Origin of the sequence: Collimonas sp. OK607, from assembly GCF_900111995.1 — a bacterium.
Lineage (GTDB): Bacteria > Pseudomonadota > Gammaproteobacteria > Burkholderiales > Burkholderiaceae_D > Collimonas.
Genome location: NZ_FOKF01000013.1, coordinates 1 through 24625 on the forward strand (window position 1 = coordinate 1; position 24625 = coordinate 24625).

20 protein-coding genes and 1 rRNA gene are annotated in these 24625 nt (G+C 55.4%); 12 read left to right on the top strand and 9 right to left on the bottom strand.

Annotated elements, in window-relative coordinates:
• The first annotated feature begins 192 nt into the window (after positions 1-192).
• Positions 193-305 (top strand): 5S ribosomal RNA (gene rrf / locus BM029_RS10880).
• Positions 306-614: 309 nt separating this feature from the next.
• Here rrf and BM029_RS10885 read toward each other — a convergent pair.
• On the bottom strand, positions 615-1460 hold the full coding sequence (locus tag BM029_RS10885) for a patatin-like phospholipase family protein (RefSeq protein ID WP_092435889.1): 846 nt from the start codon (positions 1458-1460) through the stop codon (positions 615-617).
• Positions 1461-1617: 157 nt separating this feature from the next.
• On the opposite strand from BM029_RS10885, the gene BM029_RS10890 reads away from it, so the two are divergent.
• The gene (locus BM029_RS10890) at positions 1618-2073 is read left to right on the top strand and encodes a GNAT family N-acetyltransferase (RefSeq protein ID WP_092435891.1); all 456 of its coding nucleotides are present in this window, start codon (positions 1618-1620) and stop codon (positions 2071-2073) included.
• An 18-nt stretch (positions 2074-2091) separates the two neighbouring features.
• Here the strand turns inward: BM029_RS10890 and BM029_RS10895 are convergent, their stop codons facing one another.
• The 3 genes from BM029_RS10895 to BM029_RS10905 form a co-directional block, all read right to left on the bottom strand.
• On the bottom strand, positions 2092-2418 hold the full coding sequence (locus BM029_RS10895) for a barstar family protein (RefSeq protein WP_092435893.1): 327 nt from the start codon (positions 2416-2418) through the stop codon (positions 2092-2094).
• A 68-nt stretch (positions 2419-2486) separates the two neighbouring features.
• Complete coding sequence (gene chrA, locus BM029_RS10900) at positions 2487-3851, bottom strand: chromate efflux transporter (protein WP_092435895.1); 1365 nt, start codon at positions 3849-3851, stop codon at positions 2487-2489.
• A 170-nt stretch (positions 3852-4021) separates the two neighbouring features.
• Entirely contained in the window at positions 4022-4837 is an 816-nt protein-coding gene (locus tag BM029_RS10905) for a transporter substrate-binding domain-containing protein (RefSeq protein WP_092435897.1), read from the bottom strand.
• A 174-nt stretch (positions 4838-5011) separates the two neighbouring features.
• Here BM029_RS10905 and BM029_RS10910 point away from each other — a divergent pair, with 174 nt between their 5' ends.
• A complete protein-coding gene (locus BM029_RS10910) occupies positions 5012-6301 on the top strand; it encodes a GGDEF domain-containing protein (protein WP_244545005.1) in 1290 nt (429 codons plus the stop codon).
• 226 nt (positions 6302-6527) lie between these two features.
• The gene (locus BM029_RS10915) at positions 6528-7319 is read left to right on the top strand and encodes a flagellar brake protein (RefSeq protein ID WP_092435901.1); all 792 of its coding nucleotides are present in this window, start codon (positions 6528-6530) and stop codon (positions 7317-7319) included.
• Between the two features lie 38 nt (positions 7320-7357).
• Here the strand turns inward: BM029_RS10915 and BM029_RS10920 are convergent, their stop codons facing one another.
• The 3 genes from BM029_RS10920 to BM029_RS26585 all read right to left on the bottom strand — a co-directional run bounded on the left by BM029_RS10920 (position 7358) and on the right by BM029_RS26585 (position 11346).
• Complete coding sequence (locus BM029_RS10920; RefSeq protein WP_092435903.1) at positions 7358-9481, bottom strand: putative bifunctional diguanylate cyclase/phosphodiesterase; 2124 nt, start codon at positions 9479-9481, stop codon at positions 7358-7360.
• Positions 9482-9703: 222 nt separating this feature from the next.
• Entirely contained in the window at positions 9704-10906 is a 1203-nt protein-coding gene (locus BM029_RS10925) for an ammonium transporter (RefSeq protein WP_092435905.1), read from the bottom strand.
• A 254-nt stretch (positions 10907-11160) separates the two neighbouring features.
• Positions 11161-11346 carry a hypothetical protein gene (locus BM029_RS26585; protein WP_092435907.1) on the bottom strand — a complete coding sequence of 62 codons (186 nt, stop codon included), beginning with the start codon at positions 11344-11346 and terminating at the stop codon, positions 11161-11163.
• 801 nt (positions 11347-12147) lie between these two features.
• On the opposite strand from BM029_RS26585, the gene BM029_RS10940 reads away from it, so the two are divergent.
• Complete coding sequence (locus tag BM029_RS10940) at positions 12148-12750, top strand: DUF2726 domain-containing protein (protein WP_092435911.1); 603 nt, start codon at positions 12148-12150, stop codon at positions 12748-12750.
• Between the two features lie 1385 nt (positions 12751-14135).
• Here the strand turns inward: BM029_RS10940 and BM029_RS26095 are convergent.
• Both BM029_RS26095 and BM029_RS10955 read right to left on the bottom strand, forming a co-directional pair.
• Positions 14136-15305, bottom strand: a complete 1170-nt coding sequence (locus tag BM029_RS26095) for an HNH endonuclease (protein ID WP_211482467.1) — start codon at positions 15303-15305, stop codon at positions 14136-14138.
• A gap of 166 nt (positions 15306-15471) precedes the next feature.
• Positions 15472-15888, bottom strand: coding sequence for a DUF6884 domain-containing protein (locus BM029_RS10955; RefSeq protein ID WP_211482468.1), 417 nt, complete (start codon positions 15886-15888; stop codon positions 15472-15474).
• Between the two features lie 281 nt (positions 15889-16169).
• Between BM029_RS10955 and BM029_RS10960 the strand changes: the two genes are divergently transcribed.
• The 7 genes from BM029_RS10960 to BM029_RS10990 all read left to right on the top strand — a co-directional run bounded on the left by BM029_RS10960 (position 16170) and on the right by BM029_RS10990 (position 24614).
• Entirely contained in the window at positions 16170-16637 is a 468-nt protein-coding gene (locus BM029_RS10960) for a hypothetical protein (protein ID WP_092435915.1), read from the top strand.
• Positions 16638-16805: 168 nt separating this feature from the next.
• Entirely contained in the window at positions 16806-18371 is a 1566-nt protein-coding gene (locus tag BM029_RS10965) for a recombinase family protein (RefSeq protein WP_092435917.1), read from the top strand.
• Positions 18368-19270 carry a ParB/RepB/Spo0J family partition protein gene (locus tag BM029_RS10970; protein ID WP_092435919.1) on the top strand — a complete coding sequence of 301 codons (903 nt, stop codon included), beginning with the start codon at positions 18368-18370 and terminating at the stop codon, positions 19268-19270. The genes BM029_RS10965 and BM029_RS10970 overlap by 4 nt, the downstream gene beginning before the upstream one ends.
• A complete protein-coding gene (locus BM029_RS10975) occupies positions 19267-20145 on the top strand; it encodes a plasmid partitioning protein RepB C-terminal domain-containing protein (RefSeq protein WP_092435921.1) in 879 nt (292 codons plus the stop codon). The genes BM029_RS10970 and BM029_RS10975 overlap by 4 nt, the downstream gene beginning before the upstream one ends.
• A 400-nt stretch (positions 20146-20545) precedes the next feature.
• Complete coding sequence (locus tag BM029_RS10980) at positions 20546-20800, top strand: methylation-associated defense system helix-turn-helix domain-containing protein MAD1 (protein ID WP_092436097.1); 255 nt, start codon at positions 20546-20548, stop codon at positions 20798-20800.
• The gene (locus tag BM029_RS10985) at positions 20800-23625 is read left to right on the top strand and encodes a DUF499 domain-containing protein (protein WP_092435923.1); all 2826 of its coding nucleotides are present in this window, start codon (positions 20800-20802) and stop codon (positions 23623-23625) included. The genes BM029_RS10980 and BM029_RS10985 overlap by 1 nt, the downstream gene beginning before the upstream one ends.
• Positions 23625-24614 (top strand): hypothetical protein, encoded by a 990-nt coding sequence (locus BM029_RS10990; RefSeq protein ID WP_092435926.1) that lies wholly within the window; start codon positions 23625-23627, stop codon positions 24612-24614. The genes BM029_RS10985 and BM029_RS10990 overlap by 1 nt, the downstream gene beginning before the upstream one ends.
• Positions 24615-24625: the final 11 nt, after the last annotated feature.

The following is a 24625-nucleotide window of genomic DNA, read 5'->3' on the forward strand; positions in this document are numbered from 1 at the left end:
GAGGCTTGTCCCTATAACCTTAGCAGGTTATATGATGAGCTTATTTGTTTGCCAAGGTGCTCAACACACCGTTTGGACATTCATACCCAACCGACCTCACCCACCCTGGTGAGGTCGGGTTAAAAAACTACTTCTTCTAGATTGCGTTGTGCGTTGCTCCACCTGGAGAACGAACAGCGGTTACAAGTTATGCCTGATGACCATAGCGAGTTGGTACCACCCCTTCCCATCCCGAACAGGACCGTGAAACGACTTTGCGCCGATGATAGTGCTGCAACCAGTGTGAAAGTAGGTCATCGTCAGGCTTTTATTAAAAAACCCTCTGAACAAACGTTCAGAGGGTTTTTGCTTTGGGGAAGCGGTTTGCAAAAAACTGCGAAACACCTCAACAATAGAAAGAAAGTAGGGTGGGCATTCTGCCCACGCGTGACCGCAATAACCGGAGCGCAAACTCACGCGATACCGAAATACACATCCGCACCAAGTGAATTCCGCGTGGGCATCTGTGCCCACCCTACGAAGTTCATACGCGATTTTTACGGACATAAAAAAGCCAGTCAGCTAAGATCTTGATATTACTGGCCACTATATCGCCAGTCTCTGACTAATCCCGGTCAGTGCGAATGGGGCCTGAGTCCTCCTGGGATGTCGCGACTATCCAGCCCGCCGGCCGCCAGCCAGCGACGGGTTTCCGCTGCCGCGCGGTCTATCAGCAAACCGCACTGGCTATAATCGTACGGCGAGACGTCCAGCGGACATAGCGGAGCAACCACAGCTATCGCAGCATGCGATGCCCAACGTTCCAGATCAGATATCAATTGCCGTGCTACCAGCAGATTGAGCGCACTCATGGCGTGCTCAAGCGCGCCTTTCGGTTGTCGTCGCTCGGCGCAGGTGAAACCGGTAGCGAGTACGATGACGCGTGTTGCCCCAAGCCGTATCGCACTGGAAATAGGTGTGTTGTTGGCTACACCGCCGTCAATCAGCATGTTTCCGTTTAGAGGGACCGGCGGAAAGACACCCGGAATAGCCGTGCTTGCCAGCACCGCATCGACAGCCGAGCCGGAGGAAATAACAATTTCATTGCCGGTCTTCATCTCGGTGGCGACCACATGAACCGGAAGATCGGCATCTTCTAATGTGCGGTTGCCGTAATGTTCATAAAGAAGGCTGCGCAGCCTAGCCGGATTGACCAGATGCGTGCGGCGTGCAGCACCAAGAACCGAAAGAAATGACCAGGGCAATATTTGCTGGCGACGAATGCCGCGCCACAGGAATTCCAGGCGCATTGCGCCAGCGGTATGCGGCTGATAGGCAAAAAACACACTATTGATAGCACCTGCAGAGGCGCCGACCAGGAAATCGGGGCGCACACCTGACGCGATCAATTCTCGCAACATGCCGGCTTCAATTGCACCGAGACTTCCACCACCAGCAAATACAAACGCGGTCTTTTCCATAGTGGCAACCTGTGAACAGCCATAGGCGGTACATGGCGATGTGTATAGCGTACTCCAGCGAGCATCGGCGCGCCAGCGATCAGGGGAGAGGCGATTCAGAGTTCAGGGATTCAGATAAAATTGTCCGATCAATCAAACGAACATTCTGAAGGCGCACATGTCCGCATCGAACCGACCACTCGTCACGCTGGTCCAGGCAGTTGAATCTGATTTCGAAGAGTTGGTTGCATTGCGCATAGCCGCCATGCGCGAGAGCCTTGAACGCGTCGGCCGTTTTGATCCGGTTCGGGCGAGAGAACGGTTCCGCGCCAATTTTTCAGCGTCACATACGCGGCACGTGATATTGAACGGACTGAAAGTCGGTTTTGTTGCAGTCAAACCAGCTCAGGACCAACTGTTGCTGGATCACCTCTATATCCGTCCCGGTAATCAAGGGCAGGGGATTGGGGCAGCGGTGCTCGCGCGAATATGCAAGGAAGCGGATGACCAGTCGATGCCGCTGCGCGTAGGTGCCCTGAGGGGAAGTGATTCCAATCGTTTCTACCAGCGCAACGGTTTTGAATTTCTCGCAGAAGAGGAATGGGACATTTATTACCTCCGACCGGCACGCTAGCCTTACTTCACCGTAGTGTCAGCGCAGTGTCAATTTCAGCGCCGGCTTTTCGCCATAATCCTCGTAACGTTCATTGATCGCGGTGACGCAAAATTCCAATTCTTCGATGATTTCAGCGGCTTGCTGGCGCAGTTTTTCGCTGTGCAATACCTCAATCTCCAGCACCTCGTTTTCCTGCAGCCGGAACTTGCTCATGCCGTCTTCATCGCGCAAATAGCTGAGACAATCGATCCAGGCGTTCATGTTGCGTCCATAGAACTCGGGAAAACCGAATACCTCCGCGCATTCGGTATGAAAGCTATCCCAGTCGGTAATGATTTCGCCATTCAGGCGGGCGCTTGGCATAATGTTTTCTCCTGCTTATAGTCAATATCGTGGGCCGAATTTATCACATCTGCACTCATCTTATAGCTTCACAGTACCCACATCTTCAGGATCAAGCCGATGATCGCACACACCGCAATTACGTGAATCACATTCCGCTTGAAACGGAACAGTGCGATAGCGGCGGCTAATGCGATCAATGCGGATATCCAGTCAAATGTGCCGCCCAAGCCTTGCGGCCAGAGCACGTGATAACCGAAGAACACCGCCAGATTCAAAATCACGCCCACCACGGCGGCAGTAATCGCAGTGAGCGGAGCTGTGAATTTCAGGTCATGGTGGGTAGCTTCGATCAAAGGGCCGCCAGCCAGGATAAACAGGAACGATGGCAAGAAGGTGAACCAGGTCACCAGCGCAGCCGCAGTGGCGCCGGCAAGAAACAGACTGTCCGGCCCGAATATGGCTTTCACGTAACCACCCACAAAGCCGACAAAGGCCACCACCATGATCAGCGGTCCGGGGGTGGTCTCGCCAAGCGCCAGGCCATCGATCATTTGCGTCGGTGTCAGCCAGCCGTAGTGTTCGATAGCGCCTTGATATACATATGGCAGCACCGCATAAGCGCCGCCGAAAGTCAGCATGGCGGCCTTGGTGAAGAACCAACCCATCTGTGTCAAGGTAGCATGCCAGCCTTGGAACGCTGTCAGCAAGCCCATCGGGATCAGCCACAACAGCAAACCGATGGCGATTATGCGCACCAGGCTGCGCCAGCGGAATTGCGCATGTTCCGGTGTCGGCGTGTCGTCGTCGATCAGCGCCGGTCCAAACGATTGGTCTGCGTTGCCGTGCGCGCCTCCCGTCTTGAAGCGGTCGGGCGCGATGCGGCCGCCGATGTAGCCGATCAGGGCAGCCGCGGCGATGATGGCGGGGAACGGCAGGTCCAAAGCGAAGATGGCGACGAACGATGCGGCGGCAATCGCCCATAACGTATTGTTCTTGAGCGCGCGCGAGCCGATCCGGTGTGCCGCTTGCAGCACGATGGCGGTCACCGCCGGTTTGATGCCATAGAACAGGCCCGCGACCAGAGGCAAATTGCCAAACGCGATATACATCCAGGACAAGGCAATCAGAATCAGCAGCGAGGGCAACACGAATAAGACGCCGGCCGCGATGCCGCCCCGTGAACGGTGCATCAGCCAGCCTATGTAAGTGGCAAGCTGCTGCGCTTCCGGGCCGGGCAGAACCATGCAGTAGTTGAGCGCGTGGAGAAACCGCCGCTCCGAAATCCAGCGTCGATTCTCTACCAGTTCCTGGTGCATGATGGAAATTTGTCCGGCAGGTCCACCGAAACTGATAAAGCCCAGCTTCAGCCAAAACATGAATGCTTCGTGAAAGCTGACCGGAGACGGCAAGGTTTCAGCGCGTTCTGTCGATGGAATCTCAGATTGATTCATTGCCTGGCTTTGTAAGTATCGGTAAAGGGTTGTGGCAGTCGTCGTGACGCCAACTGCACACGAGCTTGATGTGCTTGATATGCAAGCTTATCCCACAAAACCTGCAAAAGAAAAAGGGACTCCGATTGTGGAGTCCCTTTTCAAATCCTATGCAACCCGGCCCGGCGGTCTTACTCGATAGCGCTATGCAATACGCTGTCGGGCAATGGCGCCTTGAACCAGCGCTGGGCATTGACATTGAGCATGCCGTTTTGCTTGATGCGGCTCAGCATGGCGTTGATCTTAGCGAGCAACGCAGGTTCGTTTTTATTCACGCCGATAAAGCAGGGCGAGTCCTTCAGCACGATTTTCAGCTGGCTTGCTTCTACCTGCTCTTTGCTAAAGGCGGAGATCAGGACATTACCCGCAGCCAGCAATGTGGATTCACCCTGCAAATAGGATTTGACGGCCTCCGGTTCGGTGGCGAAGCGTTTGATATTGGTCGAGGCTGGCGCAACCTTGCTCAATTCGCCGTCTTCGATCGAGCCTTTGAGTACGGCGATGCTCTTGCCAGCCAATTCAGCAGCATTCCTGACACTGACATTCGGTGCGCCGAACACGCCCAGATAAAACGGTGCATAAGCTTGTGAAAAATCAATCTGCTTCTGGCGTTCCGCATTTTTACCCAAGCTGGAAATGACCAGGTCGACATGCCGGTTCAACAGCGCAGGGATACGCTCGCCGCTGTCCAGGGGCACCATATCCAGCTTGACCCCCAGTTCCAGCGATATCATCCTGGCGATCGACACATCAAATCCTTCCAGCGCCTTGTATTGATTGGTTGAGCCGAATGGCGGCGTATCCTTCGGCACGGCGACGCGAATCGCGCGCCGGTTTTGCACATCTTCCAGTGCATCGGCGCGGCTTTCCCTGGCAGGAAGCAGGGTGCCAGCCAAGGCAACGGAATAGACAAGAATGCATGCAAACACACCGGCGTAACGCTTCACAAGAAGACTCCCAGAATTAATTGAACGAACCCATATCTATTTTCAGCGACTAGCGACGCAATGGCAGCGCTCGCCAGGCAAAGGATTCTATGTCTGTGCGGAAAGTTTGTATACGGAATAATCGGGAATTGTGTCGTGCTGTTGCTTCAGTGTTTCTTTCTTGTGAATACTGAGGTGGCACGTAAAGGTTACGGTAGCCTAATCGGCCTTGACGCCACAGCCCGTTTCGTTAAACTTCGTGAAACGGAAGCGGTCCTTGCCGCACCTTGCCACGCCACCATGCCCACCGACATCGCCTCTCTGCTTTTCGCCCTCACCGTCAGCATGCTGACGATGGCGATCGCATTGCCTGCCGTGATGGGCAAGGTCAACGCGGCGGCGCGCCGGGCGCAGCTCGGCATCTTTCTACAGGCGACAGGTTGGGTCCTGTTGCTGCTCTCCGGACTGGTCGAGGCCGGTTCATGGACTGACCGCTCATTGTCTACGCTGTCGATGGCTGGCATCGCCGGCGGCCTGGCGCTCAACGCTACAGCATTCGACCTGTGGTGCGGTCGCAAGGGACATGCCCGTGCGCCGACGATCATTGCCATCGTGCTGACCCTGGGTTATGGGATTGGCTTCTCAAGTTATGCGTTTCGGGTGGGCTGGGCCAATGGCCTGCTAGCGCTCCAGATGGCTTTGGTGGCGATGACGCTTTGGCGCGCGCCGCTGGTGCCTGTGGGCAGATGGCGCTGGTTGCTGGTTGTCGCCCTGCTTGCACAAATGGTGGTGACCGCCTGGCGCGGCGTGCTGGGCACCTTTTTTACCGAGCAGTTTCCGGCGTTCCTCACTCCGCACCCGGTGAATATTGCGTTCGCTCTGGTCGCCAACGCCACTGCCGTGCTGTCCCTGACAGGGATCCTGCTGGCGCATCGCGACGAGGCAGCGCGTGCGCTTGAGCGTTTGGCGACAGTTGATGGCTTGACGGGCGTGCTCAACCGGCGCGCATGGCTGGTGCAATCCAACGTCGAACTGGAAAACAGCGTGCGATACGACCAGCCGCTTGCCGTGCTGATGCTGGACCTCGACCATTTTAAACAGATCAACGACAGCCGCGGGCACGAGGCCGGTGATCGCGCACTGCAGTTTTTCGCCAGGGCGCTCCAGGCGGCAGTACGCATCGGCGATATCGTCGGCCGGTACGGCGGGGAAGAGTTCGTCGTACTGTTGAATTATGCCAATCACTCAGCCGCAAAGACATTCGACCAGCGCATGCGTGCCTACCTGGCTGAGGCGACGGTGCGCGAACTCGGCCATGAGCTGAGCTACAGCGCCGGCATCGCCATACGCAGGTCCGACGACGATACGCTCGAAGCTATGTTGCGGCGTGCCGACGTGGCGCTATACAGCGCGAAGGTCGAAGGCCGGTCGCGCACATTCGATGCGCAGGATTTGCAGCTATTGCATGCTGAAACAGCTGAATAAATTTTTGAATTCTGCGACTCGTGCGTGACAAGACCAAGTAAGCAGCCCGCGCCGTGCCCGGCGGATGGGCTAGTGGCAGTCATCCTATGCCCGCACCGGTTGCAAGAATTGCTGGATGGCATCTCTTCTAAAAAAGTTCCTCTAAATTTGCAAATATTTCCAACAATTCTCACAATCTACGGCATCCTTATGCCGGGATGCGATTTTGATAGATATTGGAAATAAAATGACAACAACCAATCTGTTATCAGAAACAGAGTTAGAAGCAGGGGTGGAGACGTACCGGCCTTCAACGCTGACAGCATCGTTGGCTGCGCTTGAGGATTTTCGGATCTCGTATCCGAAGGAGATCGCGAACGTGCTGCGCAAGTTCGTGCGCCAAATGGAGTTCCTGAATGTCACGTTTGGGAGACATGGCGAACGTATCGTCACACGTATCCTGGCGGTAGACGAACGCGCTGGAACCTTCGTTTACGATTACGGCGCTAGCGAAGCAGAAAACCAGCGTTTGCAGGACGCGGAAGAAAATTTGTTTTCGGGCATGCAATCGGGTGTGCACATCCAATTCGTTTGCGGCCGGCCACAGCCGCATCTGCATGAAGATTTGCCAGCGTTCAAATCACAGCTTCCCAAAAATCTGTATCGCATACAGCGACGTGAAAATTTTCGTGTCGAAACCCCCATCGCTAATCCGTACATCTGCACCGCCACCTTGCCTGACAAGAGACGCATAAGTTTCGACATTGTCGATCTGTCTCTGACGGGTATCCGGTTACGCTCCACCGATGCCAGCACAGGTGATCTGGCAATCGGGATGACCTTGACCGATGCGACCTTTGATTATCGTGATCTCGGCGTGATGCAATCAGAGCTGAGAATTACCTTCGTTCACAACAGCCAGACTTTCAACAATCCGATTTATCACTTCGGTTGCCGTTTTTTGAGTTTGCCGAAAGCCAAGGAGGCGAGTTTGCAACGCTTGATTACCTTTCTGGAACTGAGTCGAAACCGGCGTTGATTATTGGCTGTTGATTATTAGTTGTTAATTGTGAATTGTTAATTCGGGATCGGGATCTCAATCGACCTCCCGGCAGACGCCGCGAACAACTCACTTTCCGCCAAGGCACGGTCGAGCGCACGCTGGAATTGCTGAAACGCTTCCGCCGGCAGCGGTTTCGCCAGTAGAAACCCCTGTGCCTGATCGCAACCGAGAGCGGTAAGCTTGACCAGTTGGGCTTCCGTCTCGACACCCTCGGCGACAACGTTCATGTGCAGTGCATGCGAGAGCGTAACGATCGCCGAAATCAATGCGCCCCCTTCAAGTTCATGCAAATCCAGTTCCTTGGTAAACGACTGGTCTACCTTCACCTGGCTAACCTGGAACTGCCGCAGGTAGGCGAGGCTGGAATGACCGGTGCCGAAATCGTCAATCGCCATCTGGAAACCGCTAGCGCGGAATTTGTGCAGGGTTTCCGTGGTCCTCTCGGCATTCTGCATGGCCGCGGTTTCGGTGATCTCGAACATGAGGTACTGGGGCGAGACATGCGCCGCGCGCACAATGGCCCCGATCCGCTCGACCAGGTCAGGTACGTTAAACTGGACCGGCGAAAGGTTGATGGCGATCTGGATCGGCGCCAGTCCTTCCGCTTTCCACAGTGCGATGCATCGGCACACTTCTTTGATCACCCACTCGCCGATCTGGATGATCTGCCCCGAGCGTTCCGCAATCGGAATAAACTCAAGCGGCGGAATATTGCCAAGCTCGGGGTGGATCCAGCGGATCAGTGCTTCCGCGCCGGTCATCGACTGTTCGACCATGTTGAATTTAGGTTGGAACGCGACGCTCAGGTGGCCGTCCTCCAACGCCTGCTGAAGATCCCGCTGCAGCGTCAGTGTCCGGGTCGCATTGCCATGCATGGCTACCTCGAAAAAGCGATACATGTTGCGCCCGCTCTGCTTGGCGTTATACATCGCAGAATCGGCGCTGTGAAGTAAGCCCTCTGTGCTGCGGCCATCTCGTGGAAACAAGGCGATGCCAATGCTTGTGCTTACCCGCAACCGCACGTTGTGGATGATGGCCTCCTCGCAGACCACGCGCACCAGGCAGGCCGCGATGTGTTCAGCAGCGGACGGTTCGATCGGTCCATTGAGGACGATCACAAACTCATCGCCGCCGACACGGGCTACCACGTCGTCCTTGCGTACGTTTTCACGCAACCGTTGCGCGCACATCTTGAGTAGCTCGTCGCCGACGGCGTGACCGAGCGAGTCATTGATCGTCTTGAAGCCATCAAGGTCCAGGAACAGGACCGCGAATGTCGAGCCGCTAGGTGAGAAGGCGTCGATCGCGAGCTGGACGCGATTGGCCAGCAGAACCCGGTTGGGCAGGTTGGTCAACGCGTCGTGCGTGCCCAGGTGCTGCAACGTGACGTTCGCCCGCCTGAGAGAGTTGGCCAGGCTGCTGGTGTGCCAGCCGAGAAATATCAGCGTCCCGATCAATACGGTCAGAGACGCCACCGACACGATCATCGCCAGCCAGTCCGGGTCAAGTTTGCCGACCGACAGACAGATGCTGCCGGTCTCGAAGTTTGCGGCACTCATGCCGGTATAGTGCATACCGGTGATCGCCAGTCCCATAACCAAGGCTGCGGCTAGCCGTTTGAGGACGATATTCTGTTCCTCCGAGGCGCGCAGCGTAAAAGCGATCCATAACGCCGCAATGGAGGCGACGATGGCAATGGCGATCGAGGCTGCCACAATCCACACCGTATAACGAATCGGCGGCGACATCTGCATGGCTGCCATACCGGTGTAATGCATGCCGGCTATGCCGAGACCCATCGCGATACCACCTACGCTGATACGTAATGCAGAGAGGTGTCCGCGGTTTACCGTGGTCAGGGCAAGGAAGGATGCCGCACTCGCAAGCAAAACCGAAATTGCCGTGATGCCAAAATCGTAACCAAGCCGAATCGGCAGTGAGAAGGCCAGCATGCCGATGAAATGCATTGACCATATGCCGATCCCCATGACCACAGCGCCGCCGATCAGCCACGGCAGTCGTGATCTCCCGTCTGGCAGGGATGAGATCCGGCCAGCGAGTTCCAGCGCCGTATACGAAGCAAGCGATGCCGTGGCGAGCGACAGGAACACCAGTAAAGGGTTGTAGGCGCCATTCACGATCGTAACGCCGGCCGTAACAGGCCAGCGAACTCGACCGCCTCGATATGACTGTTCATATATTTCCCCCTAAAAAGCATCTGGATCCGGATGACGCAGTGCTCCTGTTTCTCTCGCTAAACCTGAAAGGCGTCCGGGCGCCGACTATCCTGTCGGCCAGTTCGCCATTCTTTGTATAACGGCAGACGGCGTTGAAAATTTAGGGGATGGAGATCATTCCATCTACCAGCTGGTTTCGCGTTCAGCGGTCGAAGATATTTTGTGGATCGAAAGATCGGCACCTTCGAACTCTTGTTCAGCATCGAGCCGGATGCCGATGAATTTTTTCAGCAAGCCGTAAACTATCCAGCCGCCGGCGCTGGCGATGGCTATACCCAGCAATGTGCCGCACAGTTGCGACATGAAAGACACGCCGCCCAGGCCGCCCATCGCCTTGAGTCCGAAAATGCCGGCCGCCAGCCCGCCCCAGACTCCGCATAAACCATGCAGCGGCCATACGCCGAGGACGTCGTCGATTTTCCATTTGTTTTGTGTCAGCGTGAACATCCAGACAAAAATGGCGCCGGCAGCGCCACCGGTGAACAGCGCCCCCAGCGGGTGCATCAAATCGGACCCGGCGCAGATCGCCACCAGCCCCGCCAGTGGACCGTTGTAGATAAAACCCGGATCATTCTTGCCGAGAAGCAGAGCTACCAAAGTGCCGCCTGCCATGGCCATCAGTGAGTTGAGCGCCACCAGGCCATTCATCTTGTCCAGTGTTTGCGCGCTCATGACGTTGAATCCGAACCAGCCGACCGTCAAGATCCAGGCGCCCAGTGCGAGGAACGGGATATTCGATGGTGGATGCGCCGCCACCGCACCGTCCTTGGTGTAGCGGCCACGCCGCGCACCTAGCAGCAGCACTGCGGGCAGTGCAATCCAGCCGCCCATAGCGTGCACCACGATCGAGCCGGCGAAGTCGTGAAACTCGGCGCCGAAGGTGGATTGCAGCCAAGCCTGGAAGCCGAAGTGATGGTTCCAGGCGATGCCTTCGAATAGCGGATAAACCAGGCCGACCAACACCGCGGTGGCTAGCAGCTGCGGGTAAAATTTCGCACGTTCGGCAATGCCGCCCGAAATGATGGCTGGAATGGCGGCGGCGAAGGTGAGTAAAAAGAAAAATTTGACCAGTTCGAAACCGCTTTTGGCGGCAAGTTGTTCGGCACCGCGAAAAAAATCGACGCCATAAGCAACGGTGTAACCGACGAAAAAATAAACGATAGTCGAAACCGCAAAATCGGCCAGGATTTTAACCAGCGCATTGACCTGATTTTTCTTGCGCACCGTGCCCAATTCCAAAAAGGCAAAACCGGCATGCATTGCCAAAATCATGATAGCGCCTAGCAAGATGAACAAGGCATCGGCACCGTTTTTATGATCGTCCAAGAAAAATCTCCCAATAGTTGTGCAAAAAATTCGCGTCGCTGTGCACAAGCAAAAATCATTCCATTTTGGTGAGATTTGTAAGCTGTTGTATTTAAAGAGAAATATCTGATAAAAATTTGATGCCATAGCGTATTGCACACTAATTGTGCGGCGCGTATGCAACTTCATGGTGCATGCATGATTCCCGCCGCGCTGCTTCAAATCTTCGTGGTGGTGGTAGCGATAGTGGTGGCAGAGGTGCCGGGAGCAGACTCTTACCTGGTGGCTTGCACCGCGTCAGCCTGCCAGTCGCCACCCAGCGCCTTGACCAGATAGACCGACGTCAGCAACAACTGGCCGTTGATCTGGACTACCTGGCGCTGGTTGGTCAACAGTGTTTGCTGCGCCGTGATCACAGCCAGATGGGTGTCGAGACCGCCGGTGTAGCGGGTCGTTGGCAAGCCCCAGCACGCGCTGCGAGCTATGCACGCTGGCTTCAGCCTGCTTGCCGGCGCGGCCGAGCACCGCCAGGCCGTCTATCCCGTCTTCGACTTCCTGCATCGCGACCAGTGCCGTTTGGCGATAGTTGGCTACCACGGCGGTGTAGGAGGCTTCGGCAATCTTGACGCTGGCACGGGTTCGATCTCCGGGGCATCAGTACCAATACAAAAGGCCACCCTGTGGGCGACCTTTTGTATTGGAGGCGGCGGGAATCCCCCCGGGTTTTCGCTTGCAAGCGAAAACCGCTCAGACAGCGGCAAGCATGCTTGCCGAAACCCTGTCTTCGCCCCGCGTCCGTACCGGACACGGATTCGATCTCCGGAGCATCAATACCAATAAAAAAGGCCATCCTGAAGGATGACCTTTGTTATTGGTGGTGGAGGGATTGCACCCGGTGTCCTCCGCCGCTAGTACAGTGGTTTCGGAGTGCCACGAACCGGAGCGGAATACTGAGAGTTTCGCAATTCAGGGGCAATCGCTCTTGCGCTGACGATGTCATTTGGATATAGCATTGCGATGGTAATTGGATGTCGGTCCGGTTCAAAATGGGAATCGAACCCGCGTCCGTCACCACTCTACGCTCAGTGCGACAAAAGGTGGAATGGCGTGCGCCTTGAGTGACGTTAGTACGCATTCGTGATCCGTTTCGAAAACCTGATTGTGAAAAAGGTGAGCTAAGCGGAGGCGATCTGTAGAAGGCATGTCTGTTTACCTTTTGGCTAGAAGTGGTAAAGTTGCAAAAAATTCATCAGGAGCAATTAATGCTAAAAATCATTGCTGTAATCATCGTTGTCATGATCGTGTTGGCCGTTTTCGCCGCTGCGGCGGTAAAAAAAGGCAAGTCAACGATTACAAAAACTGAGTACGAATACAAAAAACGACAACTGCTTTCAGACAACGAAAAAAAGGTGTACCAACAACTAATTGACGCTCTGCCCGGATATCGCGTATTTACACAGGTTGAGCTATCACGTTGCATTGAAGCTGAAGGCCCATCACACCTAACAATCAGCGGGAAAAGCCTTGATTTCGTTATTTGCAATAACGACTTTGATGTCATTGCAGGTATCGAAATTGACGACAAGTCACACGCAAAAACCAAACGAACAAAAGCTGATGCAAGAAAAAACAACGCTATGGAAGTCGCCGGAATCAAACTCATTCGTTGGCCTGCAACTCCCCTAGTCTCAATCACCAAAATCCAAAACGAATTTCCAGCTATCCCCGAACCGACACGAACAAAAACAGCAGTTGAAAACACCCAAGAGAAGAAAATCAAAATCCTTGAGCAGCAACTTTTCAACATGGCGCGAAAACTGGAAAAAGCGGAGATAACGATGGTCGCAGTACCAGCTACGAATTGAACGACATTCCTGAGCAAGGCGCGCCTATAGGCATGACTTGACTCGTGGGCGGAACAACGCGTTCATGGGCTTCTGCCAACTCATTCGCAAGGAGACCAAGATGGACATCGCTCACTTCAATTCAATGTTGTACGCAATAGTTTCCTTGGGGGCTGTAGCCAGAAGGGCAAGAACCATTTTTTGGAATTACATTCTTCGGATTAGTGTTGTTGGCAACACAATAATTGCCTTGAGGGCTCCAGCCAGAAGGGCAAGAACCATTTTTAGGAATTGCAGGCTTCGCGTTTGCGTTCGGGACACACATGTTCCCTTGAGGGGAATAGCCTGACGGACATGATCCGTCTTTTGGTATTGGCATCACTTGCATAGTCATAGAGAACCTTTATTTAAAGCGGCGTAAACGGTGACGCCGACACACCTTTGTTATTTGAATCTGAGCGCTGGTAGCAGACCGTTGTTGAATTGCTCGGGTTCGATGCCTTCCTCGCCGATGACTACGGCATTTCATACCACTTATTCGCGCCATGGTGCTGGATTAGGATGGGCTGTTGAGGGTTACCCTGCATGAAGAAAAGAACGTCAAACACGCGCCCGGGTTCGACACTGAGTGCCCTGTGATTGCTTCCTGATAGACCCGCTGCAAACTGCGCCGCGTAGGCTGACCAACACTGCCCGAGAAGAAATGGTAGGCGGGCTACCTTCATACCGCCCGCGTACAGAGCGTTCCTTGGCAAGAGGTGCTGAGTCTTGTTCATCCCTATGAATCCGCCGCGTTGCAAACCTCGCCTCACTTGGCTATCGAATGCGGGCATCACTCCTGCAATCAGGAGCGCAGCTTTCATTGGGTAAGTGACGTTCGTGTTTCCGTTAAAGAGGCCGGTTGACAGAGCTGCAAGTGTTCGAAACAGGCAGGCATCGAAAGCCGCAACAGTCACGGCTGGCGTCGATGAGTTTGCCAGGCTGGGTTGATTGCCAACTAGTGTTAGGCTGGAAAGCGGGAGGGCATGAAGCAACGCGAGGTCCCTATGCAGCGCAGGTGCATTAAGCGATATCTTAAATGAGTCGACGCTTCGAAGCGCTGGAGCTTTGCGACGACCTGCGCCCCAATTAGCGAGAACCTCTCTAAGGGCCTCTGACAACGCGGAAACGTTAGCGGTAGACTGGCTATGGATATACATCCGACCAAAGTCTCGCAGCAAAGCAAAGTCGTTATGGTAGGCTGTGGAGAAGCCGTCAATCGCGGCAGAAACCTCGCTGACGGTCCCGATTAAACGCGCTGTCACTTGACGTCCCCTAAGACGTCAAACGCGCCGAAGTTAGCTTTGGGCCATGACTGGCGGATTGCCGGTCGGCGACCGGTTTCGCCAGTCGCCGCGACAAGTAGCTCATAGACCGGTTGCTTCACGATGTAATCTCAACGCGTCTGCATTTGGGTGATCGGAGGGAATGGCCGGTAGTGTAACCGCTTTGCCATGCCACTGCTCATAGTCCGTGGTGCGCAGCGCCGGGGCCACAATGAGTGACATGGACTGTTGATCGACTGCGATTAGTCCAAGATCGAAGAGTGTGTGCAAATCGGCACGCAGCAAAAGGCCGTTGCTGATGTGGTTTGTATGCGGGCCGCGATACGGCATGATGTGTGCGGCTTCAAGTGCTTCTGTGACCTGGCAACCTGTCACCGCGCAGCGCCCGCTATAGGCGCGCAAGAGTTCACGCCGAAAAGCCGGCTGACCTTGCCGCCGGACAATCGCCGCCATCATTTTTTTGCGAGCGTCTTCAACGTTGGACGGATCGAAGTCACCGGCGACCTCAACTTCTGCTCTCGCCAGGTCAAGATCAGTCGCCACACGCCGCAGAGTGAAGTCAGTGGGCTCCTTTCCTGAATGCGATACATATTTAAAACACCCCTCGTACCGAAAGCCCGCGCCGTCATGCTCATATTTTTGCTCGCGATAGAACACCAGTAATTCCAAACCACGTCGCTGATGCTCAATTATGATTGGATCGGTTCTACCTCTACTTTGCCCCTGCCAATGCAACGTTTCGCCATCGAGATGATCAGCGTATTGGGTACGATCTTGAGTTTTGTCCTTGGTGACAAAGAGCAGCACGGATGAAAAACCCGCAGGACGGAAAACGCCGGTGTTGATCGTCGCATCTTGCGTGGAAAGGATGCGCTTCAGGTCGTCCCGAGTATAAATCGAGCCTGAAATGAATAATTTCGACGCCATCTCCTGTCCGGGATTTCCAGCCCAATCGTCAGCGTCACCGGATCCACGCTCAACCGTGAAACCTAGCTGCCGCAACTTGCGCTCAACTGTTGCCGCGCCGCCGCTGAATTCGTCGGCAGGGAGGGGGCCAAGACCCGGAAATTCGTAGCCATGTGCCGCGCCGAGAATTGCCTTGGAGTCAAAACGCTGCCCGTCGACCATGAGATAGTACTCACGGGCAGAACCAAAGCCGTATTTCTGAAGAAACGCCTCACGGCCGATGTCCTTGAACTCTACCACTGCTGCAAGGACAGAAGCCGGGTTTTGGATGTCATTTAAGGACATGGTATTTGGCCATTAGGTTTTCAATCAATAAGCTAAGCACGCGACTTTGATGCATCTTGAACGTGCCATCTATCGGCAAGATTCATTCAACCGAGCCGCGACCGGGATTACAAATGGGGCCACCTCTGGCAGCCCTTGGAATAAGCGGTGCAATCTGGCGTAAATCTCACTCATGGATTCGCTTGCCCAAATACTGCAGCTGCTTTCCGATAGTGAGTCCTTTCATGGGTACCTCGAAGGATGCAAGGTGCGGCTCCAAGAATTTCCGGTATTTCTGCCCCGCCAGGAACACAAAATGATCTTTTCTAGGCTCAGCACGATCTTTAAATTGCTCCAGAACCCGCTGCGCCCAGGCCTGCACCTGGCAAGAAGGCATATTGTTGAGCGTGAGGTCGTAGGGCTCGATTTCAGTGTCCAAATCGAGTAAACCATATTTGGCCGAGAGGATGTAAATTGCGTCTGGCTTTAGTTTCCTGGCAAACTCCAGATTTAGCTGAAACAGGGGGCTGATGTAAATATCTTGCGATTTGGCTCTGTAGGATAGTTTCTTGCGCACGCATGAAATTAGGATGATTTTCTTCATTTTCTAATTACTCAAGGCGCTGTTCCGGTCTATTGATGACCAAAAGCATTTCGACACTGCCAAGATCACAATATCAATCATCGATGTGGTTAATGTCAGCAGGTATTTTTTACTTATCAAGGGTACCACGACGCCGACCCCCGAATGACGCCGTAGTTGCGGCCCACGTGCATTTTTCTTCTGACTTGGCCCGGCGCAGACGTAACCGCATGCCTCTGAAATTTTCATTTACATGTATTGTCGCGCACTCTTCATGCACGATTTGTGCATGGAGAAATTTCATGAAGATCAAGCATTGCTCAGCATGCGGCCAGGTATTTCAGCCACGCCCTCAGGTACCACTGCAGTGCTATTGCGAAAACAAGGATTGCCAACGCGAGCGCCGCCGACGCTGGCAACTGCTCAAGCGTCAGAGCGATCCGGACTACCAAGATAACCAGGCACGAGCACAGCAGGCGTGGAACCAGCGCAATCCAGGCTACTGGCGCGAATACCGCATCACGCACCCAGAGTATGCCGAACGAAATCGTGCGTTGCAACGTGGGCGTAACGCCAGCACCCCTAGCGACCCAATTGCAAAGATGGACGCGTCAACGCCAGAAATGCCTCTGCCATCAGGGATATATCGTCTCAGTATGGTCACGACCGGTGCAATTGCAAAGATGGACGTCTGGACAGTCGAAATAACTGCACACGCGTGCCAGTGCGTGCCAGACGTAAAAATTGCAAAGAGAGGACGTGTTCGATGATTCGATACATGGTGCTACCGTATCGCACACATGCACTCTCGACACGTCACGCGCGACCTCGATTTTGAGCTCCTGGTTTCTAGGCAGGAGTTTGCCTTGATGGCAATCGCCATGTGGTAGGTGAAATTCCGAGAGCAGAAATTCCAATTGACTGGGGCGATCGGGATCATGCAACAAGACGAACCAAGCGATGTTGGCGGGGAGCCGCCGCCGCAACTCAGGGCGGTTGAGTATGTTCGGATGTCGACCGAGCACCAGCAGTACTCTACCGAAAATCAATCTGACAAGATCCGGGAGTACGCCGCCGCGCGCGGCATCGAGATCGTCAGGACCTACGCAGATGCCGGCAAAAGCGGCCTGCGCATTGATGGCCGAGCGTCTTTGCAGAAACTGATCAAAGACGTTGAAAGTGGTTCGGCGGACTTTACGATCATCCTAGTCTACGACGTCAGTCGCTGGGGCCGCTTCCAAGATGCCGACGAGAGCGCCTATTACGAGTATCGGTGCCGACGTGCCGGCATTCAGGTCGCCTACTGCGCCGAGCAGTTTGAAAATGACGGCTCCCCAGTATCCACGATCGTCAAGGGTGTCAAACGGGCCATGGCCGGCGAGTATAGTCGAGAGTTGTCCGCCAAAGTATTCGCGGGGCAGTGCCGACTGATTGAGCTCGGCTACCGCCAAGGTGGGCCCGCCGGGTATGGGCTGCGCCGAATCCTTATTGACCAGAATGGCGCCATCAAGGCCGAGTTGACGCGTGGTGAGCACAAGAGCCTGCAGACCGACCGCGTTATCCTCATGCCCGGCCCGGAAGATGAAGTTCGCACCGTGAACCTGATGTACCACTGGTTCATCAATGATGGCCTTGTGGAGTCAGAGATCGCCGGGCGTCTAAATGGCATGGCGGTGCATACCGACCTTGACCGGGAGTGGACGCGCGGTACGGTGCACGAGGTGCTGACCAACGAAAAGTACATCGGCAACAACGTCTACAACCGGATTTCGTTCAAGCTCAAGAAGCTGCGCGTGGAAAACACGCCCGATATGTGGATCAAGAAGGAGGGGGCCTTCGAGCCGATCGTGCCACCCGACGTGTTCTACACGGCACAGGGCATCGTGCGGGCCAGGGCGTACCGTTACACTAATGATGAATTGATCGAGCGCCTGCGCAATCTGTACCAAAACCGGGGCTTTCTGTCCGGTCTGGTTATTAATGAAACCGAGGGTATGCCATCGACCTCTATCTACTCGCACAGGTTCGGCAGTCTGGTCCGTGCCTATCAAATGGTGGGTTTCACACCTGATCGCGACTACCGATACCTGGAAACCAACAAGTTCTTGCGCCGCTTCCATCCCGAGATCGTCAATCAGACTGAAAGCCAGATCGCCATGGTGGGTGGATCGCTCCGGCGCGACCCCGCCACGGATCTTCTTCGGATCAACGACGAATTCAGCATCTCGCTGGTGCTGGCGCGCTGCCAGACACCGGAGAGTGGCCGGCATCACTGGAAGGTTCGGTTCGACACCAGTTTGGTGCCGGACATTACCGTGGCAGTCAGACTGGACCAAGCCAATCAGGCAGCGCTGGACTATTACCTATTGCCGCGGCTGGACTTCGGGCAGCCCCGCATCAATCTGGCAGAACGTAACCCGATCGAGTTTGAGAGCTATCGATTTGACAGCTTGGACTACCTGTACGGGATGGCAGAGCGGATACGCGTCAGGAGAGCAGCATGACGGAAAAGATGGAGTCTGGAGAGATGCGAATGATCCCGATCGATCTAATCGATGTCCTCAATCCCCGGGAGCGCAACAAGGGGGTATTCGATGAGATTGTCGGCAACATCCAGACGATCGGGCTGAAAAAGCCGATCACCGTCACCCCGCGCGCCGGACCAGATGGCACTGAGCGCTACATGTTGATTTGCGGCGAAGGTCGTATGAAAGCGTTCCGATCCTTGGGTGAGAATACCATTCCGGCCTTGGTGGTGACAGTCAGCGATGAGAACGCGTACATCATGAGTTTGGCTGAGAACATAGCCCGCCGTCAATACCGTCCGCTGGAATTGCTCGTCGGCATCGAGCAACTCCGCGACCAGGGATATGACAAAAAGATCATTGCCCAAAAGACCGGACTGACCGCTGAGTACGTCAACGGCATCCTATTGCTTTTGAAAAACGGCGAGGAACGCCTGCTGGTGGCGGTAGAAAAGGGACGCATCCCCCTGAACGCTGCTCTGACCATTTGCGGTGCGGGGGATGACGACAAAGCCATTCAGGCCGCGCTACAGGATGCCTATGAATCCGGCAAACTGCGCGGCAATCGACTGATCCAAGCTCGGCGCGTCATCGAACGCCGGCAAACACTGGGCCGTTCTGTTCAACGTGGAACGCCACGTAAGTTGCCAGACGTCACGACGTCTAGTTTGGTCAGGACCTATCAAAAGGAAGTCGATCGTCAAAAGCAGATGGTGAAAAAGGCGGAGATCGCCCAGCAGCGTCTGCTGTTTGTCGTCAGTGCCATGCGCGAACTGCTGGCCGACGAGAATTTCACCACCCTGTTGCGTGCGGAGGGCCTGGATACCCTGCCGAAATACCTCGCTGAACGTATCTTGTCAGGAGGGCGAGCAGCATGACCAAGGTATCTCTCGGATTCGATCTTGAGCCGCTGATAGTACCCATCGACAAAATCCTGCCGTCTCGCAAAACGCCGATGGGCGTGGCCACATCCAAAAAATTCATGCAGATCCGCTCTTCAATTCAGGAAATCGGACTGATCGAGCCCTTGTCAGTGGGGCAGGCGGATCCCAAGACGGGCCAGCACATCCTGCTTGATGGCCACATTCGCGTCATCGCGTTACGGGAGTTGAGCTTTGGCGAGGTGCAGTGCTTGGTTGCTACAGATGATGAGAGCTACACGTACAACAGTCGAATCAACCGCCTGTCCACGATCCAGGAGCACTATATGATCCGGCGTGCAATTCAACGTGGGGTTACGCCGGAACGACTGGCGAAGGCGCTCAGCGTCGATACGCGCACGATCACGCGGAAGGCGACACTGCTCGAGGGGATCTGTCCGGAGGCCGGTGAACTGCTGAAGGACCGTCACTTCGCCACCGACATTTCCCGGGTGTTGCGCAAAATGAAGCCCACGCGCCAGGTCGAATGTGTTGAATTGATGGTTTCGGCCAACACTGTCACTGTCGCCTATGCCGAAGCGATGTTGGTCGCAACCCCCACGGAAATGCTGGTCGAGGGGAAAAAGCCAGCGAAGTTGACGGGCCTGACCCAGGAGCAGATGGCAAAAATGGAGCGCGAGATGAGCAATTTACAAGGGCAGTACAAAATGGTCGAGCAGACCTACGGGCAGGACGTTTTGAATCTAGTGCTGGCCAAGGGCTACCTAGCCCGGCTCCTGGAAAACAAGTCCGTCGCCCGTTACCTGAAACAGCGCCAGCCTGACGTGCTGGCCGAGTTCGAGGTAATCGTGCAAACGGTGTCGCTTGATTGATGAGGAAATCTTGGTTGGGGAAGCGGGAAACCAAACCGCGTCCGCATATTGAGATAGATAGTAACATGTCCCCATAGGGGCATGAAATCGAGAGTTTGGACGTTTTCCCCTGAAGAGCGCTTTGCTTTGGGGCGCTGCGTACTTGATTGGTGACTTCTCGGTCAGTAGGCTAGTCAAACATCAATGTGATTCCGGCGTCGCTCCCCCAATTTCGCGTTCTCACGTTGGTTGAGTGCCCTCGGCGCCGTGATCTCCCTGGCTCCGCGCATAGCGCAGGCTCATCCAATGCCCCCTGGCCCTACGCAATGTTCCCGAATCCTACCAAATCCAGCCATTTACAGTTGCTGCCTTGAAAATTTTGCACTATCCTGTCGTCGTTTGTCCTAATTTGGTCATCACCATGTCAACAAGTACCAGCGAGGGCCAGATCCTCACAATTAAGCAGGTCGCGGACTATCTGAAGGTCACCGAGCGAACGATCTACAGATTGGCTGCCGCCAAAAGAATCCCGGCCTTCAAGGTTGGAGGGACGTGGCGGTTCTCGCGCGCAGACATAGACAGCTGGATCAAGCAGCAGTCTATGGAGGCGCTCGACCCGAGCCGTGAAGAGGAATACACGGGCAAGAGCCAAATTAATGATGGGGAGCGAAAGTAATGCTTGGACTGACACTAAGAGAAGAATTTCGGGGTAAACGTCTCAAGGGGACGGCCATTGAGCTGTCCAACGAATCAAATACCGGCGCGACTCAGATTGCAGCGCAGGATTTTCTGGATATCACGTATCCCACGCACGATCTGCTGAAAGGTATCGAGGCCGTTGGCCCGAACCAGGGGCGACCGGTAGTGGTGATTGGCGAGCGCGGTCTCGGTAAGTCGCACTTGATGGCAGCTCTCTACCACGCAGTGAACGATGCAACATCGACCGGCGCTTGGCTGAATTCCTGGGCGACCACGCTTGGCGATCCGCAGATTAGCAAGATCGCGCTCCGCAGCGAGATGCTCGTGATCGGCGAAAGCCTGCACCGCCAGCGCTACAAATTTCTGTGGGATCTTCTGCTTGAACGCCATCCCCACGGCACCTACATCAAGGGCAAGTGGGAAGGCATGGGAGCGGCGAAGACCGACATCCCTTCAGATAAGCTGATCCTTGAGCTGTTGCAGCACACGCCCACGATGCTGCTGCTGGATGAATTCCAGACGTGGTACGACGGCCTGACAAACACTAAGCAGTACCCGTGGAAAAACTGGGCGTTCAACTTCATTCAGATCTTGTCGGAGATCGCCAAAGAGCACCCTGAACTACTGGTGCTCGTCATTTCAGTGCGCAACGGTGGCAGCGACGCTTACCAGCAGGTACATCGTGTCAATCCGGTCGCTATTGATTTCAAGGCTGGGGGCAATGCTGAACGTATCCAGCAGGATCGTCGGCGGATGTTGCTGCATCGATTATTCGACAACCGTCTACAGATTTCTAGTACCACCGTCGAATCGCTGGTGGCCAAACACATCGCGGAATATTTCCGCCTGATGGATATTCCAACCTCAGAGCAAGAACGGAAACGAAGCGAATTTGTTGAGTCCTGGCCATATGCACCGCATCTGCTACGTTTACTAGAAGAGCAGGTGTTGATAGCGACTGACGCACAGGAAACGCGTGACATGATTCGCATCCTAGCTAACCTCTACAAGAGTCGCGGCGAGGCCGTTCCGGTACTTACTGCTGCTGACTTCCGCCTCGATGACGATGCGTCGGGGATCGGTGCGTTGTTGGATTCAGTATCGAACGAGCACCACCGCACGCTGCGCGCCAAGGCACAGCAGAACATTATCTCGGTGACCGAAGCCGTGCCTAACCATGCAAGCCTTGCACCTCACCTGCAGGAAATCGTTGGGGCGTTGTGGTTGCGCTCGATTGCTGTGGGCAACCTTGCCGGTGCAGAGCCCGTGACACTGCAGGCCGACATCACGCGAGCCAAGGCTATTGACGACAACGCCTTCCAAGTTGAACTGGCCACGGTCGTCGAGAACAGCTTCAACATCCATCAAGACGGCTTCCGTCTCGTCTTCCGCGAGGAAGAGAACCCACAGGCCAAACTGATGGCCTGTGCGCGTAACGACAAGCTGTTCTCTGATGGCTCTGACCTTGCCCAACTCGCCAAGGAAATACGTTACGTCATTGGCGGTACTGAAGAGGTTGCCAAGACCTTCCGCGTCATTGCACTCCCGAAATCCTGGCCGTCTGACCCGTGGTCGCCGCTCGACGAAACCGAGCAGCCCGACCGGTGGGATGACCGCCTGCCAATCCTCGTATTACCGGAGGAGCCGGACAAGCTCAATGAGCGCCTGGGTCGATGGGTGAAAGACCATCTGCAGAAGCGTCGTAACACCGTTCGCTTCCTGCTACCGCGCTCGGGCTTTTCGAATGCTTTCCAAGACCGCGATCTTCTGATCCTCGCCCGCGCCGAAATGAAGGCGCAGGAATGGAGCGGCCAGAATCCTGAGTATAAGAAACTGCACACCAAATATCAGGGCGAGCTGCGCGAAATCCTGAAGAAGCGCTTTGACCGTTTTGCCGTGTTGCATCGCTGGAATTTCGGCGACCCGAGCCAGTGCGAATTCAGTATCGAGAGCTTGAAGAAGCAAGGCGCGCAGATCCCCGAAGGAATCGAGGAAGCCTTGGTCAACGATCTGTTCGTGCCAGAGGACTTTGAAGATCTCGTTCTGGAGGCCGCTGGCGACAACTCGCCAGTCGGGAAGCTGCTGCGCGAATTGCAAGAACCGCGACCAGCTGGACAGGACTGCATTCCGTGGCTAGGCGAGACATCGATGAAGGAGCGCATCCTTCGTCTTTGCGCGCGCGGCAGGGTCGCAATCAACCTGCGCGGCATGGAATTCCTGCAAGCCCAGCCCGGCGAGGATGAGGAAACGGCGTGGAAGCGCCTGCGTCCAAAGCTCTCCTACACCGGACGCCAGCTTGACGAAGTCTTCCTATTGGAACCGTCTGCAGTGCCGACAACGGGTGGCACTACACTACCCACGCCGCCTGCCGGAGATCCCAATGGTGGTGGCCTATTTGATAGCGGGGTAACACCACCGGCGTCACCTACAGGTGGCGGCACCGCACCCGGCGGATACACAACACCCCCCCCGATCGGTGGTGGGATTTTTGGCGGTGAGTCGACCAGTGTCGACGGTAAGCCGCGCGTGAGCCTGAGTAACCCGGCCACCTCGGCGCTGAACCTTATCGGCAGACTTGAGGGATGGGGCGTAAATGCTGCGACTCGCCTTCACGAGATTCAAATCAATGCTTCCGGTACGAGCAATAGCAGGCTCGTTGATGCATTGAAGATCGTCGGCGAAATCAACACCGAGGTAACGATCAAAGTGTCTGCAGCCACGGGCGCGCAGGTGAAGGAACTACTCAAGAAACTGCCTGATGGCATGACTTTCGAGATCGCCCTTGAAAAGGAAGACAACTGATGACGCTCGACGCCGGAGTCCTACACCGCCTGACCAAGGGCGCGCCTGAAGACGCGTGGCGCGTCATCATCAACAAGGCAGTCGAGATCGCTGCGAAGCCGCTGGCTGCAGGCAACGCCCCGAGTGAGGTTACCAAGCGCGACCGCGAGATTGGCACGCTTGATCACTTCCTGTCCACCAGCGGATGGGATCTGTGGCAAGCCTTCGGTGATACCGTCGAGCGCACCTCGGATCGGCTGGTGCGTTGGTGGAACGAGCCTTACAGCGCCAAAGCAGTGCTGATCCTCGACGGCCTCTCGCTACGCGAACTACCTTGGCTTCTACAAGGCGCGAAGGAACGTGGCTTTACCCTGCACGAGGTCACCGCTAACGCGTCCGAATTGCCGGGTGAGACAAACGAGTTTGCCCGCGCGCTGGGCTTCGGCAGCCGCAGTCAGCTTCAAAACAACGGCGGCGGTCTGGCCCATAGCCTCCAACCGGCACACACCGAGTGCGTCGACATGGCGTGGAAGGATTGCGCAGGTCTGATCGATGCCGCGCCCAACTGGGTGTTCTGGCACCACTGGCCGGACAGCAAGGTACACGACGGCGCTGGCGCAGGCCAAGGCCTCGACACCCTGACACGAGACGCGACCGAGCAATTGGGTAGCGACGATTTCTGGACCTTCGTCGAACGCTTGGCGACAGGACGTCGGCTGGTAATCACGTCCGACCATGGTTACGCCGCCACAGGCTACTTCCCCGATGCCGATGGCGAGGTCAGTCAGTTTCTAAAGAAGACCTTCGCCAGTGGGCGCAGCAAGGCTGGCGCTGGTGAGACCGGCCCTTTCGTGCCACCCGTCGCGATGCAAATTAATAGCCCTCACGGTGCTCACCTTCTGGCCGTTGGCCGCTGGAAGTGGAAGAGCCAAGGCGGGTACCCAACGATGACGCATGGCGGCCTCTCGCTGCTCGAGGTGTTGTCGCCGTTCGTCGAAATCACGAAATAAGGAACGCGCTG

Bases quoted from the DNA above. Each gene is read 5' to 3' on its own strand.
- BM029_RS10885 (WP_092435889.1), bottom strand. From the start codon at position 1,460: ATGGAAAAGACCGCGTTTGTATTTGCTGGTGGTGGAAGTCTCGGTGCA.
- BM029_RS10890 (WP_092435891.1), top strand. From the start codon at position 1,618: ATGTCCGCATCGAACCGACCACTCGTCACGCTGGTCCAGGCAGTTGAA.
- BM029_RS10895 (WP_092435893.1), bottom strand. From the start codon at position 2,418: ATGCCAAGCGCCCGCCTGAATGGCGAAATCATTACCGACTGGGATAGC.
- chrA (WP_092435895.1), bottom strand. From the start codon at position 3,851: ATGAATCAATCTGAGATTCCATCGACAGAACGCGCTGAAACCTTGCCG.
- BM029_RS10915 (WP_092435901.1), top strand. From the start codon at position 6,528: ATGACAACAACCAATCTGTTATCAGAAACAGAGTTAGAAGCAGGGGTG.
- BM029_RS10940 (WP_092435911.1), top strand. From the start codon at position 12,148: ATGCTAAAAATCATTGCTGTAATCATCGTTGTCATGATCGTGTTGGCC.
- BM029_RS26095 (WP_211482467.1), bottom strand. From the start codon at position 15,305: ATGTCCTTAAATGACATCCAAAACCCGGCTTCTGTCCTTGCAGCAGTG.
- BM029_RS10955 (WP_211482468.1), bottom strand. From the start codon at position 15,888: ATGAAGAAAATCATCCTAATTTCATGCGTGCGCAAGAAACTATCCTAC.
- BM029_RS10960 (WP_092435915.1), top strand. From the start codon at position 16,170: ATGAAGATCAAGCATTGCTCAGCATGCGGCCAGGTATTTCAGCCACGC.
- BM029_RS10965 (WP_092435917.1), top strand. From the start codon at position 16,806: ATGCAACAAGACGAACCAAGCGATGTTGGCGGGGAGCCGCCGCCGCAA.
- BM029_RS10970 (WP_092435919.1), top strand. From the start codon at position 18,368: ATGACGGAAAAGATGGAGTCTGGAGAGATGCGAATGATCCCGATCGAT.
- BM029_RS10975 (WP_092435921.1), top strand. From the start codon at position 19,267: ATGACCAAGGTATCTCTCGGATTCGATCTTGAGCCGCTGATAGTACCC.
- BM029_RS10980 (WP_092436097.1), top strand. From the start codon at position 20,546: ATGTCAACAAGTACCAGCGAGGGCCAGATCCTCACAATTAAGCAGGTC.
- BM029_RS10985 (WP_092435923.1), top strand. From the start codon at position 20,800: ATGCTTGGACTGACACTAAGAGAAGAATTTCGGGGTAAACGTCTCAAG.
- BM029_RS10990 (WP_092435926.1), top strand. From the start codon at position 23,625: ATGACGCTCGACGCCGGAGTCCTACACCGCCTGACCAAGGGCGCGCCT.